11 protein-coding genes are annotated in these 13,537 nt (G+C 70.0%); 6 read left to right on the forward strand and 5 right to left on the reverse strand.

The window, feature by feature from the left end; translation table 11 throughout:
* Positions 1-63 precede the first annotated feature (63 nt).
* The 4 genes from RPX00_RS28380 to RPX00_RS28395 all read left to right on the forward strand — a co-directional run bounded on the left by RPX00_RS28380 (position 64) and on the right by RPX00_RS28395 (position 2,623).
* The gene (locus RPX00_RS28380) at positions 64-441 is read left to right on the forward strand and encodes a hypothetical protein (protein ID WP_406629931.1); all 378 of its coding nucleotides are present in this window, start codon (positions 64-66) and stop codon (positions 439-441) included.
* 59 nt (positions 442-500) lie between these two features.
* Positions 501-1,493, forward strand: a complete 993-nt coding sequence (locus RPX00_RS28385; RefSeq protein ID WP_406629933.1) for a hypothetical protein — start codon at positions 501-503, stop codon at positions 1,491-1,493.
* A gap of 134 nt (positions 1,494-1,627) precedes the next feature.
* Positions 1,628-2,203 (forward strand): GNAT family N-acetyltransferase, encoded by a 576-nt coding sequence (locus RPX00_RS28390; protein WP_406643123.1) that lies wholly within the window; start codon positions 1,628-1,630, stop codon positions 2,201-2,203.
* A 48-nt stretch (positions 2,204-2,251) separates the two neighbouring features.
* Complete coding sequence (locus RPX00_RS28395; protein WP_406629935.1) at positions 2,252-2,623, forward strand: VOC family protein; 372 nt, start codon at positions 2,252-2,254, stop codon at positions 2,621-2,623.
* Here the strand turns inward: RPX00_RS28395 and RPX00_RS28400 are convergent.
* The 3 genes from RPX00_RS28400 to RPX00_RS28410 form a co-directional block, all read right to left on the reverse strand.
* Positions 2,512-3,726: a cytochrome P450 gene (locus RPX00_RS28400; RefSeq protein ID WP_406629937.1), complete on the reverse strand. Its 1,215-nt coding sequence runs from the start codon at positions 3,724-3,726 to the stop codon at positions 2,512-2,514. The genes RPX00_RS28395 and RPX00_RS28400 overlap by 112 nt on opposite strands.
* A 102-nt stretch (positions 3,727-3,828) precedes the next feature.
* Complete coding sequence (locus RPX00_RS28405; protein ID WP_406629939.1) at positions 3,829-8,724, reverse strand: RHS repeat-associated core domain-containing protein; 4,896 nt, start codon at positions 8,722-8,724, stop codon at positions 3,829-3,831.
* 150 nt (positions 8,725-8,874) lie between these two features.
* The gene (locus tag RPX00_RS28410) at positions 8,875-9,420 is read right to left on the reverse strand and encodes an ArsR/SmtB family transcription factor (RefSeq protein ID WP_406629941.1); all 546 of its coding nucleotides are present in this window, start codon (positions 9,418-9,420) and stop codon (positions 8,875-8,877) included.
* Between the two features lie 66 nt (positions 9,421-9,486).
* Here RPX00_RS28410 and RPX00_RS28415 point away from each other — a divergent pair, with 66 nt between their 5' ends.
* Together RPX00_RS28415 and RPX00_RS28420 are read left to right on the forward strand one after the other, a co-directional pair.
* Positions 9,487-10,830 (forward strand): M20/M25/M40 family metallo-hydrolase, encoded by a 1,344-nt coding sequence (locus RPX00_RS28415; RefSeq protein WP_406629943.1) that lies wholly within the window; start codon positions 9,487-9,489, stop codon positions 10,828-10,830.
* An 86-nt stretch (positions 10,831-10,916) separates the two neighbouring features.
* Positions 10,917-12,215 carry an MFS transporter gene (locus tag RPX00_RS28420; protein ID WP_406629945.1) on the forward strand — a complete coding sequence of 433 codons (1,299 nt, stop codon included), beginning with the start codon at positions 10,917-10,919 and terminating at the stop codon, positions 12,213-12,215.
* A gap of 51 nt (positions 12,216-12,266) precedes the next feature.
* Here the strand turns inward: RPX00_RS28420 and RPX00_RS28425 are convergent, their stop codons facing one another.
* On the reverse strand, positions 12,267-13,166 hold the full coding sequence (locus RPX00_RS28425; RefSeq protein ID WP_406629947.1) for an SDR family oxidoreductase: 900 nt from the start codon (positions 13,164-13,166) through the stop codon (positions 12,267-12,269).
* Between the two features lie 35 nt (positions 13,167-13,201).
* Positions 13,202-13,531: a MoaF-related domain-containing protein gene (locus RPX00_RS28430; protein ID WP_406629948.1), complete on the reverse strand. Its 330-nt coding sequence runs from the start codon at positions 13,529-13,531 to the stop codon at positions 13,202-13,204.
* Positions 13,532-13,537: the final 6 nt, after the last annotated feature.

The following is a 13,537-nucleotide window of genomic DNA, read 5'->3' on the forward strand; positions in this document are numbered from 1 at the left end:
CGACAAGTGTGGTCCGCCCGCCCGGACCGGACGACACTAACTCCCGGGACCGAGGGAGGCGCAGTGAAAGAACACTGGAAAGACGAACCGGACGAACACGATTATCCGGCAGCATTCGACTATCTCACCCTCATCACGCCGGAGGAAACCGCGACCGGGCTTGTCGGTCAGCTCAAGCGGGCGGAGCTGACGCATCGCAAGGCGAAGGACATCCTGCGGGCCAGCAGGCTGAAGCTCCTGCCCGAGGACAACGCGCACGTCGCCAAAGACCTCGAGAAGGTCAAGGACGGCAAGGCGCTCTCGCCGGTGCTGCTCGTGCGCGGGCACGGTCACCCGGGGTTCGAGACGGCCGAAGACTTGGTGATCGCGGACGGTTACCACCGCGTGTGCGCTTCGTATCACCTGGACGAAAACGCGGACATTCCGTGCAAATTGATTTGAGCCCCGGCTGGATTCCGAAATGATTGCGAAGACCGGCCGTTCGTAACGCCAGCTCTCGGTTGTCGATCTTTCGAGGCGAGATCGACGAGGGCGAGGCGGAGGAAGTGGACGAGCACGACATCGAAAGCCATCCGGATCTGATGGATCCGGACTGGCAGCGGCACGCCGAGAAGGAAGCCTGGACCGGCCTGCGCCGTCAGCATCGCCGGGCGCGCTGGCGCAGGCGGGTGGTCATCGGGGCCGCGGTGGTGGTCGTCGCGGCCGCGGCGGGGGTCTACGTGTGGCAGCGGGGGACCAGGCCGGAGGAGATCGCCGGACCGGCATCCGCGCCCGCCACCACCGCGCCCGCGCCTACTGACCTGCCCGCCTCTGCGAAGGTCGACCTGACCAGGCCGTTCGACAACACTCCGGCGCGGAACTGGGCCGAGGGCATCGCCGGGCTGACCGTCCCGGCCCCGGCGAAGGTCGGCTCGTTCTCCGCGAAGCAGGTCGGCGACGCGCAGGAGCAGGTCAAGCACGCGATCGCCGTCGCGCACTTCGACCGGAACACCATCGAGGGCCACCGTCCCGACGCCTATATCGGCCTCTTCGCGCCGGACGCCAGGGCGGAACTCCAGGCCAACCCGACGGCCTACGTCGTCTACCTGGCCGACGGCACCCGGCTGCTGCCCGTGCCGCCGAGGATGACCGGGACGATGACGGTCCGGCCGGGCGAGGCGGGCGAGCTGGTCCTGCACGTCACCTACGTGGTGGCCTACGCCTTCGACCCCGGCAACCGCGGGGTCGAGGGGCCCGCCGACCTGGAGCCGTTCGTCCGGGTCGAAGCCGACTACATCGTGCGCGGCGGCAATGCGTGGGAGCCGGGCAGCCGCGGCCTGTGGCTCGGCGACTTCCGCGGGTTCTACACCAGCGTCTCGTGCGACGACCAGAAGGCGGGCCGGCTCGGGCCCGCCTTCCACGACCCGACCTTCACTGGGCCCTCGCTGACCCCTCAGCCCGGGCAGTTCGACCCGGCCAAACCCGTTCCGGAGAAGGGAAACTGCCTGCCCTGACGGCCCGATCCGGGCGGTCCGGCACCGCCGCGGCCGCCCGCCCGGTACCATCACTCCCGATGATCACGAATGCGTCTCGGCCGGTCCGGCCCGGAGCCGTCGCCCCGTGGCGGGTCGACGAGGTCGGGCGGAAGGTGCGGCTGCGCGAGGTCCGGCCCGGCGACCAGCGCACCCTCACCGGATTCGACCGGGGCTCCGCGCGCGTCGGAGATCCCCAGGTCGGCGGCTACCGGCACTGGGCGACCCACCGCGGCCACCCCTCCCCGGACGGGTTCCACTTCGCGATCGAGACGCTGCACAATCGCACGCTGGTCGGCTCCGTCTGGGTCGAAACGGACCCGTTCTCCGGCCGGTTCAGCTACGGCATCGGGATCGGCCCGCAGCACCGCCGCTGCGGATACGCCGCCGACGCGGTCGCGCTGCTGCTGGCGTTCATGTTCGGGCGCTGCCGGTACCGCGCGTGCGAGGTCAGCGTCAACGGCAGCAATTTCGCCTCGCTGTCGCTGCACGGCGAATTGGGCTTCCGGGAGGAGGCCCGGCTGCGGGATGCGGAGCTGCTGCGCGGGGAGATCAAGTATCCGGTGCTGATGAGCATCACGGCGGAGCAGTTCGCGGCGCGCGCCGCGGTTCGCGATCAGGGCCGTTCGTCGCGCGGGCGGCACTGGCGGGTCCAGCGGCCGGGGCGGCACCGCCGGGTCGCCTTCTCGTAGCTCCCATTTCTCCAAGCCCGCGTCGGTCCGGTCTGCGACGCTGGCCGGGTGATCAAGCGCATCATCGCCTACGTCGAGGGCACTGACGACGCCGCGACCCGCGATTTCTACGTCAACGTCCTCGGTCTCGACGTCGCCATGGACGATCCCGTTCTCGGCCTCCGCGGCCCCGGCGATCCGTCCGGGCAGGTGCTCGTCCTGCCGCCGGGCAGCACCGAGCCCGTCCCACGCTGGGGGATCGACCTCGGCGAGCTGGCGGCAGTCGAGCGGGCCCACGCCGAGGCGGTGCGGCGCGGGCTGCGCGTCGTTTATCCGCTCACGGACGAATCGTGGGGTGTGCGGCGGTTTTTCGTCGAGGATCCGGGCGGCACGGTCGTGAATGTGCTGGCCCACGTGACGGGCAGTTCGCGCACTGAGTAGAAGATCGCGTTCTCCTTGAACTCCAGGCGATCCAGCGGCACGGCGAGCGCCAAGCCGGGGACCCGCCGCAGCGTCGAGTACGCGATCTCCAGCTCAAGCCTGGCCAGGGGCGCGCCGAGGCAGAGGTGGCGTCCGTAGCCGAATGCGACGTGGTGCCGGGCGGGGCGGCGGACGTCGAACCGGTCGGGCTCCGGGAAGGCCAGCGGGTCCCGGTTCGCGGTGCTTTTCACCGCGATAATGCCCTCGCCCGCGCGGATCAGCTGGCCGCCGATCTCCAGGTCCGCCAACGCGACCCGCCGTGCCTCGGTGTGCGTGATCGACAGGTACCGCAACAGTTCCTCGGTCGGGTCCGCGGACGAAGCGCGGAACTGCTCCGGGTGCGTCAGCAGCACAGCGGTGCCCAGCGCGATCATGGCGGCGGTGGTGTCGTGGCCTGCCACCAGCAGAAGCTGGCCCAGTACGGCGATCTCGCGCGGGGGCATCGAGCCCGACAGCTTGCCGAGCAACCCCGGTCCAGCGGCGGCGAGGTCTTCCAGGTAGGCGTTCAGCTCTTCGCTGGCAGCCACCGCGCGCGCCGGGTCTGGGTCGTCCATGACCAGCGTGCGGGCCACGTTCTGGAAGAAGCCGCGGTCCGCGTAGGGGACGCCGAGCAGTTCGCAGATCACCAGCGAGGGGAGCGGCAGCGCGAACGCCTCGACCAGATCGGCCGGGCTCGGTCCGGCGAGCAGCTGGCCGAGGAGGTCGTCGACGATCTCCTGGACGCGCGGCCGCAGCGCCGCCATCTTCCGGACGGTGAACTCCGGGGCCAGGATCCGCCGCTGCGCGGTGTGTTCCGGCGGATCCATCTGCATCAACGTCTTCATCCGCGCGTCGCGTGCCTTGCTGACCGCGTTGGTGTGCGGAAAACCGGGCTGTGCGACGTCGACGCTGACCCGCGGATCCGCCAGCACCGCACGGACCTCCGCGTACCCGGTGATCAGCCAGGGCTCGCTGCCGTCCCACAGCCGCACCCGCGACACCGGCGGCCGCCTCGTCAACGCGGGCGCGGGGGCGAAGGGACACTTCGCCGCCCGTGCCATCGGGAAGGTTTCGCCGCTGCTCATGGAAGCTCCTCACGTCGGATTGCCTGTCCTCGCAGCATGGCCGCGCGGGGAGTCCCGGTAATCAGGCAAATCGGGCGTGAGGTGCGTCACTGCACAGCCGGGCTACCTCGTCCGGTTCGGAAGGCCGAGGGCGGGGTTGTCGTTCCGGATCCCGGCCCCGTCGGTTTCCCACCAGTTCTTGGCATTCGGGTTCGAGTGGTAGGTGACGTTCCACTCGCCCGCGTACGGGTCGTCCGTGTGTTCCCGGCCGGGCTTGGGCTTCCACGTCGTGGTGACGTCGTAAGTCGAACCCTGGGTGTCGATGTTCTTGATGTCCGGGTCTTTGTCGGTCTTGCCGTACTGCAGGCTGGGGGTGTTGTCCCGTTCCCGCCCGGCGTCGTCCCACTTCTGCTTGGCGTCGTTCATTTCTTGCTCTTTTTGGCGGAAGTCCTTGGTTTCCGGCTTGTCCTCGAACGCCTTGTCGGCCCGGTCGCGGAACGCTTTCTCCCGCTGAATCTTCTCGTCGTCGGAGAGCTTGTTCCAGGCGTCCTTGTCGTTGTTCTTCTGCTTCTCGAACGCCTTGTCGACCTTGGCGTCCCACTCTCGCTTCCGGTCGTCGTGCCCCCACTTCGCGTCGTCGTGATCCTCCTTCTTGGCGTCGTAATCGGCCTTGGCGTCGTTCACCTTCTTGTCGATCGGATCGGTCTTCGTCTTGGCGATTTCCGCCGCCTTGTGAGAGAAGACGTCCCGGTGCCATTCCTCGTGGACCCCGCCCGGGTACTTCGTGCCCGTCTTCGCGTCGAAGGGCATGTTGAGCCGGTCGGTCTGGTGCTTGTTCTGGTGGGAGTCGACGTACACCTTCATGTTGTCGCCGTACTTCTCGCCGGGGAACGACAGGCCGTTCTCGTCGTAGTGCGCCGGTTTGGTGCGGTCGCCCGGCTGGCGGCCCGCCTGGTTCCCGCCGCCCGCCCGGTCGTCGACGCCGCCCTTGTTCTTGCCGCACTTCCCGGTGCCCGATCCGGTGGGGGCCAGCCCGAGCGGGTCGCACGCGGCCAGCGGGTTGCCGACGTAGGCGACCGGGTTCGCGGCCGGCGCGAGGCCGAGCGGGTCCTGGCTGAGGTAGCGGCCGGTGGACGGGTCGTAATAGCGGTAGACGTTGTAGTACAGCCCGGATTCCGCGTCGGCGTACTGGCCGGGGAAGCGCAGCGGCGTCGGGGCGTCCGCGGCGGCGGAGTGCCACAGGCCCGCGCCGCCCGCGCGCCACACCGTGCGCCCGGCCTCGTCGAGCAGTTCGGCCGGGGTGCCGACGAGGTCGGTGACGATCGTCCGGAACACCTCGTCCACCGTGGCGGGCTGGTCGATCTGCAGGATCGGCCGGTCGCCGTCGGGGTGGTGCTCCCAGGTCGTGACCCGGCGGTTGCCCGCCGCGTCGACGTGGCTCTGCTCCACCAGTTTCGTGCCGCTCCAGGTGAATTCCCAGTACTCGGCCGTGTTCCCGGCGACGAGCCGCCGCTTGCTCACCCGCCGGCCCAGCGGGTCGTACCGGTACTGCCAGACGTCGCCCTCGGGCGTGGTGAGCGAGGTCAGCCGGTCCTGCCCGCCCCAGACGTAGCGCCAGATCCGGTCGCCCTCGCGGCGCGAGACCATCCGGCCCTGCCGGTCGTGCTCGAACACGGCGGGCCCGGCGGACCGGACGGTGTTGCCCCGGTAGGTGTGCGGACCGGCGGCGGACGCGACCAGGTTGCCCGCCGCGTCGTACCGGTACTGCTCGCCGCGGCGCGGCCCGTGCAGCTGCACGACGCGGCCGGCGGCGTCGAGTTCGATCCGCGTCGTGCCGGTCTCGTCGGCGACCCCGGTCAGCAGGCCGTCGAGCCGGTAGGAGAACCGGCGGCGGCCCGCTCCCGCGCTTTGCTCGACCAGGTTGTCGTCCGCGTCGAACACCTGCGACACAACGACCTGGCCGTCGACGACCCGGCGGATCTCGCGGCCGCCGTCGTCGTGGGTGAACTGCACGGAGTGCGCGCCGATCTGAAGGCTTTCCGGCCGTCCGGCCCGGTCGAACTCCCATCGGCTCTCGACCCCGGCGGGCGTCCGGCGGGTCACGACGCCGCCGCCCCGGGTGCGGGTGACCGTGCGCCCGTCCGTCGTTTCGCTGACCACGGTGCCGTACTCGTCGTAGACGACGTGCAGTTCGACGCCGTCCGCCTCGGCGTAGACGAGGTTGCCCAGTTCGTCGTGCCGATAGGTGATGATCAGCGACGGCGAGGCCTGGGTCTTCAGGTTGCCCAGTTCGTCGTACTCGTACCGGGTTTCTTCGCCGTTGCCGTCGATCGTGCTGACGGGCCGGCCGCCGCGGTCGTAGGCGAACCGCAGCACGCGTCCGTCGAAGTCGGTCTCCTCGACGACCCGGCCGGCGGCGTCGCGGCGGTAAGTCCACTTCAGACCGGCCGAGTTGGTGACCGAGGCCAGCCGCAGTTCGGTGTCGTAGGCGTACTCGGTGCGCGCGCCGGTCGTGTCGGTCGTCGCGGTGAGCAGGCCGAACACCCCGTACTCCGACGACGAGCTGAACCCGGCCCGGTCGGTGCGCCCGATCTCGTGGCCGTCGGCGTCGTAGCGCCGCGTTTCCCTTGCCCCGGACGGAAGAATCCGCAGAGTCTCGGCGCCCTCGACGGTCCAGCCGAGCCGGATCCGCTCGCCCGAACGGTTCGCCACCGTGCGCGGGCGGCCGAAGATGTCCCGTTCGACCCGGGCGGACGATTCGGCCGAGGCGTCCTTCCCCGCCTCGCGGACAGTTTCCCCTTGGTAGGAAAGGGAACCCGACACGCCGATCGGCTCGCGGTAGGGGTTCGGCCGGTCCTCGCCGCGGTGGACGCGGGTCACCCAGGAGCCGTCCGCCGCCCGGGTCCGCAGCGTCAGCTCGACGCCGTCGTCCCACACGTGGACCACCGATCCGTCGCCCCGGGTCACGGCGGTGAGGACGCCGTTGCGGTCGTGGGTGAACGACGCGGTGGTGCCGTCCGGGAAGGTCCGCTGGGCGAGCAGGCCGTCGCCGTCCCACACCGACGTCATCTCGCCGCCGGTCTGGTCGACGATCCGCACGATCTGCTTATTGGCGTTGTAGTGGTACTCGCTCTTCGCGCCGAGCGAGTCGGTGTACGTGGTGATCCGGCGTTCGAGGTCGTAGACGAACGAGCCGCTGAAGAAGCCGCGCGGCCCGGCGGTGCGCACGCAGCGGCCGGTGCGGTCGTAGCCGTAGCGGTACCAGGTGCCGGTGCGGTCCTGCCAGCCGACGATCCTGCCTTCGAGGTCGTAGTCGTAGGTTTCGGGCAGTCCGGAGGAGTTCACCACCCGCGCGAGGTGGCCCTGCGGGTTGTAGCCGAACGAGGCCACCTTGACCGCCGGCCCGCCGTCCGGGTCGACGACCTCGATGCCGGTGATCCGGGTGGCGGTGGCGGTGAGCCGCACGACGGGTCCGTCCGAATGCCGCACCACCGAGGGCGCGCCGTCCGGGCCGTGCTCGACGGTGATCCGCGGCCCGCGCTCGACGTCGATCGCGACCACCGGCAGCACCCCGGCGCGTTCTCCTGCCACCGGGGCGAATTCCGTCGTCCGGCGGTTCGGCGCGTCCTCCAGGACGTACGTCTCGCCGTCGCGGGTCAGCGGCAGCCGCGGGCCGGCGACCGGGAACACCGCGTCGGTCCCGGCGGTCCGCGGGTAGGTCAGGACCATGCCGTCGGCGGAGTAGTACCGGATCTCGTCGCCGCCGAGTTCCAGCCGCTGGTCCACTGTGGACGTCCACGTGGGACCGAACCACCGGCCGGTCCGGTAGGACGACAGGTGGGTGCGCTCCAGCGCCTGCTCCGGCACGCCGGGCAGCAGCAGGTCGGCGACGGTCATCATGACCTCGCCGCTGACGACGTCGACCGGGTCGCCGCAGCCCTCCTTGTCCTCGGACTTCGTTTCGTCGTTCTTGTTCTTCGGGTCCGTCTTGTTCTCGTCAGGGCGTTTCTCGCTGTTGCTGCCGCCGCGCTCGCCGGTGCCGCCGTGCTCGCCGCCGCGGTCCGCTCCGCCGCCTGGGGACTGGTTCTCGTTCTTGGGGTCCTTCGGCGCGTTGTTGTGGTCGCCGGAGGTGTGCGTGTTGCCGCCGTTCCCGCCGCCGCTGTGGTCGCCGGAGGCCGAGGTGCTCTCGTTGTCCTTCGAGCCGCCCTTCGGCTTGTCGGACTTGACGTTGATGTCCTTGGGCGTGTGCGTCGCGCCGCCCTTGCCGCTTTTGAGGTTCTTCAACGACTTCGCGGCGTCCTCGAACAGCGTCCCGGCCTTCTTCAGCAGCGGGACCAGCGCCTTGAGGGCCTTGACCAGCTTCGCGGTCACCTTGGCGATCGTCGAAGCGGTCTTCGCGACGGCGGTGACGACCTGCGGCACCACCCACGCCATGCCGATCCCGAGCGTGAAGACCACCTGCAGCGCCCAGGAGATCAGGTGCCCGACCAGGTCGGCGATCGTGTCGCGCACCAGCGTCCGGACCGCGGCCACCACCTCGCCCGCGGTCTTGACGCCGCTGGCCGCGCCCTCGCTGCCCTTCTGGGCGCTGGCGATCAGCGCGGAGGTGTCCTCGGCGCGCTTGCGGTAGGCGTCGGCGGCCTCGCCCTGCCAGCTCTCCAGGTCCTTCTTGATCAGCTCTTTCAGCTCAGTGGAGACGCCCTCGAGTTCCTTGGCGACGTTCGTCCAGGTCTCGGATTGGGATTTGATTTCGTCGGCGTTGCCGGTGAGCGCGTTGAGCGCCTCCTTCAGCGGGCCGACGTGCTCCATCAGCCAGCCGACCCCGGCGGCCAGGATCGCGCCGAACGGGTCCATCACCGCGGTGAGCACGTCGAGCGCGGTGCCGACCGCGCCGATCGCGACCGAGGCCCAGTTCTTGCTCTCGATGCCCTGCTTCAGCGTCTCCGCGTCCTCCAGCAGCGGAATGCCGGACAGCGCCGTCGTCGAATCTTTGACCGGCGCGATCAACGGGTTGGTCATCGGGCGTACCACTCCTGGCTGTGCATGGACATGACGAACTGGCGGAGCTGCCCCGCCATGCGCCGAGGTTATCGCTCGCCCCGGCAACCGTGCCGTCGCGGCACAGCCGGGGTGCCTGAACGCCGGGGAGGGTTGCCCGAAAGCACCCGTTCAGTCTGTGGTCGCGTCGGGTTCGTCTGGGCGTTCGACCACGCTCCAGAGGAACGAGTGCTTGCGGCCGGTCGGTTCTTCGCGGGCGACGAACTCGTCCAGGAGCGCGTCCAGCCGGCTGCGTAGTTCGGCGGCGGCTTCGTCGCTGAGGCGGACCACGCCGCGGCGGGTCTGCTGGATCGACTCCGGATCGCTTTCGAGCATCTCGGCGCGGTGCGCGTCCAGGGTCGCCAGTTCGACGCGGGCGGTCAGCGCCGGGTCGCCCGCCTGGTCGAGATCGAGATGCCAGGTGCGCCGCGTGGTCCGGTAAGGGCGTTCCCACGCGCCGAGGTCGCTGCGGCGGGCCGGTTCGGCGACCAGGAAACCGGCCTCGGCGAGCGCGTGCACCCGGCGCAGCACGGTGGCCGGGGACTCGCCGAGCCGCTTCGCCAGCTGCTGGTTCGTCCACGCGGAGTCCAGGCACAGTCGCAGGATCCGCCAGCTCAGCGGGTGGGCGAGCGCGCGCAGGTCGTCGGCGGTCGCCTGGCGCGGGAGACGGTCGTCCATTGACAGCAGCTTAGCCGGTTTGCTTCGATGGTATCGATATCAGAAAATGAAATCACTGGAGGACGGGTGCGCCGCATCGAGTCGTACGTGGAGCGGAACCGGGAGCGGCACGAGGCGGAGCTGGCCGAATGGATCGGCGTCCCGAGCGTGAGCGCGACCGGCGAGGGCATGGCGGACGCGGCCGAGTTCGCGTGCGGATTGCTGCGGCGCAGCGGACTCGACGCGCGCCAGGTCGAAACTGGCGGCTGGCCGCTGGTGGCGGGGCACGCCGAAGGCCCGGCGGGCGCCCCGCACGTGGTGATCTATGGCCATTACGACGTCCAGCCGGCCGGTCCGCTGTCCGCTTGGGACAGTCCGCCGTTCGAGGCCACGATCCGGGACGGCCGGATGTACGGGCGGGGCACGGGGGACAACAAGGGGCAGCATCTCGCGCAGCTGCTCGCGTTGCGCGCGCTTGCCGAGACCGGTGAACTTCCGTGCAGCGTAACGGTTTTGCTCGACGGCGAGGAGGAGATCGGCAGCCCGAATCTGGAAGCCGCGCTCGCCGGTCTGCGGGACGAGTGGGACGCGGATCTCGTGCTGTGGAGCGACGGTCCGGTGCACGACAGCGGCGAACCGACGGTCAGCCTCGGGGTGCGCGGCGCCGTCCGGTTCGAGATCCGGGTACACGGCGCGCCCGCCGCGCTGCACTCGGGAAACTGGGGCGGGGTCGGGCCGAACCCGGCGTGGGAACTGGTGTGGCTGCTGTCGACGATGCGCTCGCCCGAAGGCGAAATCCTGGTCAAGGGCATCGCCGACGGCATGGTTCCGCTGAGCCCGTCGGAGCGGGACGCGCTGGACGCGCTGCCGGTCGACGTGCCCGCCGCGCTCGCCGAGGTCGGGCTGGACCGGATGGACGTGCCCGGCGGCGTCGGCTTCAACGATCGGCTCGCCTTGCCGACCTTCAGCATCAACTCGCTGTCCTGTTTGGACGAAGGCGACCACCGCACGGTCATCCCGGCCGTCGCGGTCGCCCGGTGCGACATCCGGACCGTCGGCGGCCAGCGCGCTTCGACAGTCATCGAGGCGTTGCGCGCGCACCTCGCCGAACACCTTCCGCACGCCGAGCTGCACGTGCCGGGAGGGCTGATGGAAGCGTCGCGGACGTTGCCGGAATCGGCTTACACCACGGTGATCACCGACGCGGTCAGCGCGGCCGCGGGGCGTCCGGCGGTGCTGGTGCCCGCGATGGGCGGAAGCCTGCCGATCGCCGCGCTGTCCGACGGGCTCGGGCTGCCGTGCTACGGAATCCCGCTGGCGAACGTCGACGAGCACAACCACGGCCCGAACGAGAACTTCGAACTCGCCCGTTTCCACGCCGGAATCACCGCCGCCGCGAACGTCCTGCTCGAACTGGGCAAGCAGCGCTGATTTCCCGCACATGGTTGTTCCGGGCCGCCGTGCCCGGAGCCGCGATTCACCAATGACGCCGAACCGCTATCGCCTCGGAGGCGACCATGTCGATCCCCGCCCCGGATTCCCCTGCCACCCAAGACAATCCAGCGGACAGTCTTCCCTCGCCGCGCTCGTCCCGGATCGTGCTGGCGGCCACGATCGGCAACACCCTGGAATGGTTCAGCCTCGGTGCCTACACCTTGTTCGCCGACGTTCTGGCGAAACAATTCTTCCCCGCGACGGACCCGGCGGTCTCGCTGATGCTGGCTTTCGCTAGCGTCGCGGTCGCGTATCTGATCCGTCCGTTCGGCGGGATGATTCTCGGGTCCTACGCCGACCGCGCGGGCCGCAAAGCCGCGCTGGTGTGGTCGATCCGGATCATGGCGGTCGCCTCGCTGCTGATCGCGGTCATGCCGAACTACGCGACGATCGGGATCGCGGCTCCGATCGGGCTCGTGTTCGCCAACCTGCTGCAGGGATTCTCGGCGGGCGGCGAATTCGGCAGCGCGACGGCGTATCTGGTGGAGAGCAACCGGAAACGCCGCGGGTTCATGGGCAGTTGGGGCGCGGCGAGCCAGGGGCTGAGCACGCTGCTGGGCATCGTGTTCGCCGCCGTGCTCAGCGCGGTGCTGACTGATCAGCAGCTCGGGTCGTGGGGCTGGCGGATCCCGTTCGCCTTCGGCCTGCTCATCGCGCCGATCGGCTACTACATCAGGCGGCATGTGGAGGAATCCCCGGCGTTCGAGGAGGATTCGGCGGGCACCCCGCTGCGGGAGGTGCTGCGCTCGCAGAAGACCCGGATCCTGGTCGCGATGGGCGCGATGGCGGTGTCGACGGCGATCAGCTACCTCATCATCTACATGCCGACCTTCGCCATCCGGAACCTCGGCCTGCCCAAATCGCTGGCCTTCACCACGACGATCGTCACCCAGCTCGTGCTGACCGTGCTCGCGCCGGTCGCCGGGAGGCTGTCCGACCGGACCGGCCGGATCCCGCTGATGGCCGCCGCCTGTTCGGTGATGCTGCTGGCGATCTTCCCGCTTTTCCTCGCGCTGAACAGCCAGCCGACGTTCGCGGTGATGACGGCGGTGATGGCCGCGATCGGACTGGTCAAGGTCTGGTACGTCGGCCCGCTGGGCACGATGATGGCCGACGTCTTCCCGACCCGGACCCGCGCGACCGGGTTGTCGGTCAGCTACAACATCACCGCGTCGCTGTTCGGCGGGTTCACGCCGCTGGTGGTGATCTGGCTGATCGAGGTCACCGGGAGCAACCTGGCGCCGAGTTATTACGTGATGGCGCTGGCGGTGCTGAGCCTCGCCGCACTGGTCTTCGCCCGGAAACGGCTGCGGGTGCGCTGAGGAACGACCAGGTGCGGCAGCCGCCTGCTTCGGGGGCCAGCCGGGCAGGTTCTACTTGCGGTCGTGGCCGGTGAGCAGGAGGTGTTCGAGGGACGTCGGGGGGTGTCCGGTGAGGGTGGCCACGTCGGTGGTCACCTGGGCCAGTTCGCCGGCGGCGATCGCGGTGTAGGTGGAGATCCAGGCTTCCTGTTGCCAGTCAGGGGCGTCGTAGGCGGCTCGGGATGCCTTGGCCTCGTCGAGGGTTTCGTGGTGGTAGCGGGTTTCCCGGCCGGTGATCCTGGTGATCAGCTCGGCGATCTCGGACAGGTTCAGCGCCTGCGGTCCGGTGAGGCTGTAGGTGTGGCCGGCGTGCGGACCGGGGTTTCGCAGCACGGCCGTCGCCGCGTCGGCGATGTCGTCCTGGGTGACCGCGGCGACCCGGCCGTCGCTCGCCGGGCCGCGGATCACGCCGTCCGGCCCGGCCAGCAGGGGCAGGAAGTCGGCGTAGAGGTTGTCCCGCAGGAACGTGTACGCCAGGCCGCTGGCCCGGATGTGCTGCTCGGTCGCGGCGTGGTCCCTGGCCAGGGTGAAGGTGGCCGAGGGGCTTGCGCCGTAGAAAGAGATGTAGACCAGGTGAGCGACACCGGCCTCGGCCGCCGCGTCGACGAACGCCGTGTGCGCGGCGACCCTGCCCGGGTCTTCGTGCCCCGAGACCATCAGCACGGTGTCCACCCCGCGCAACGCCTCGGTGACCGCCGCGCGGTCCGCGTACTCGGCCACTGCCACCTCGGCGTTACGCAGTACGGGCGCCCTGGAGGCGTCCCGCACGATCAGCCGCTGGGCGCGGTCCGCCGCTTCCAGCCGCCGGGCGACTCTGCCGCCGAGCTGCCCGGTCGCCCCGGTCACCGCGATCGGGCTGGCAGACCGGAGCCGGGCGGTTCCGGTTCGGGGGAGGGATGGACGGTTGATCATTGTGGGCTCCTTGGGAGTGTTGGCGGGGACGAAGATCAGCGAGCGAGTTCGGTGAGAGTGCCGGTGTGCAGTTCGCCCACCCGGCCGTGCGCGGTGGAGTAGGTCCAGAAGGCGTGAACGGTGCCGGTGCCGAGGTTCATCGCGTGGGTGACCGTCATTCCCGACTTCTCCGTCCAGCCGACCAGGAACACGCCTGGGGCGATCTCGGCGGCGTGCAGGTCGACGTTCTCGGTTGCCCCGGCGGCCGGGCCGGCGAGGACCTCGTAGTGCAGCCGGGTGCCGTCGGCGGCGTAGGCGTTGCGGAACACCGTGCCGTTGTCGACGGTGAACCGGTAGGTCTTGCCGGCGTAGGTCAGATTGCTCATCTCGGG

Source organism: Amycolatopsis sp. WGS_07 (assembly GCF_045278895.1).
Classification (GTDB): domain Bacteria; phylum Actinomycetota; class Actinomycetes; order Mycobacteriales; family Pseudonocardiaceae; genus Amycolatopsis.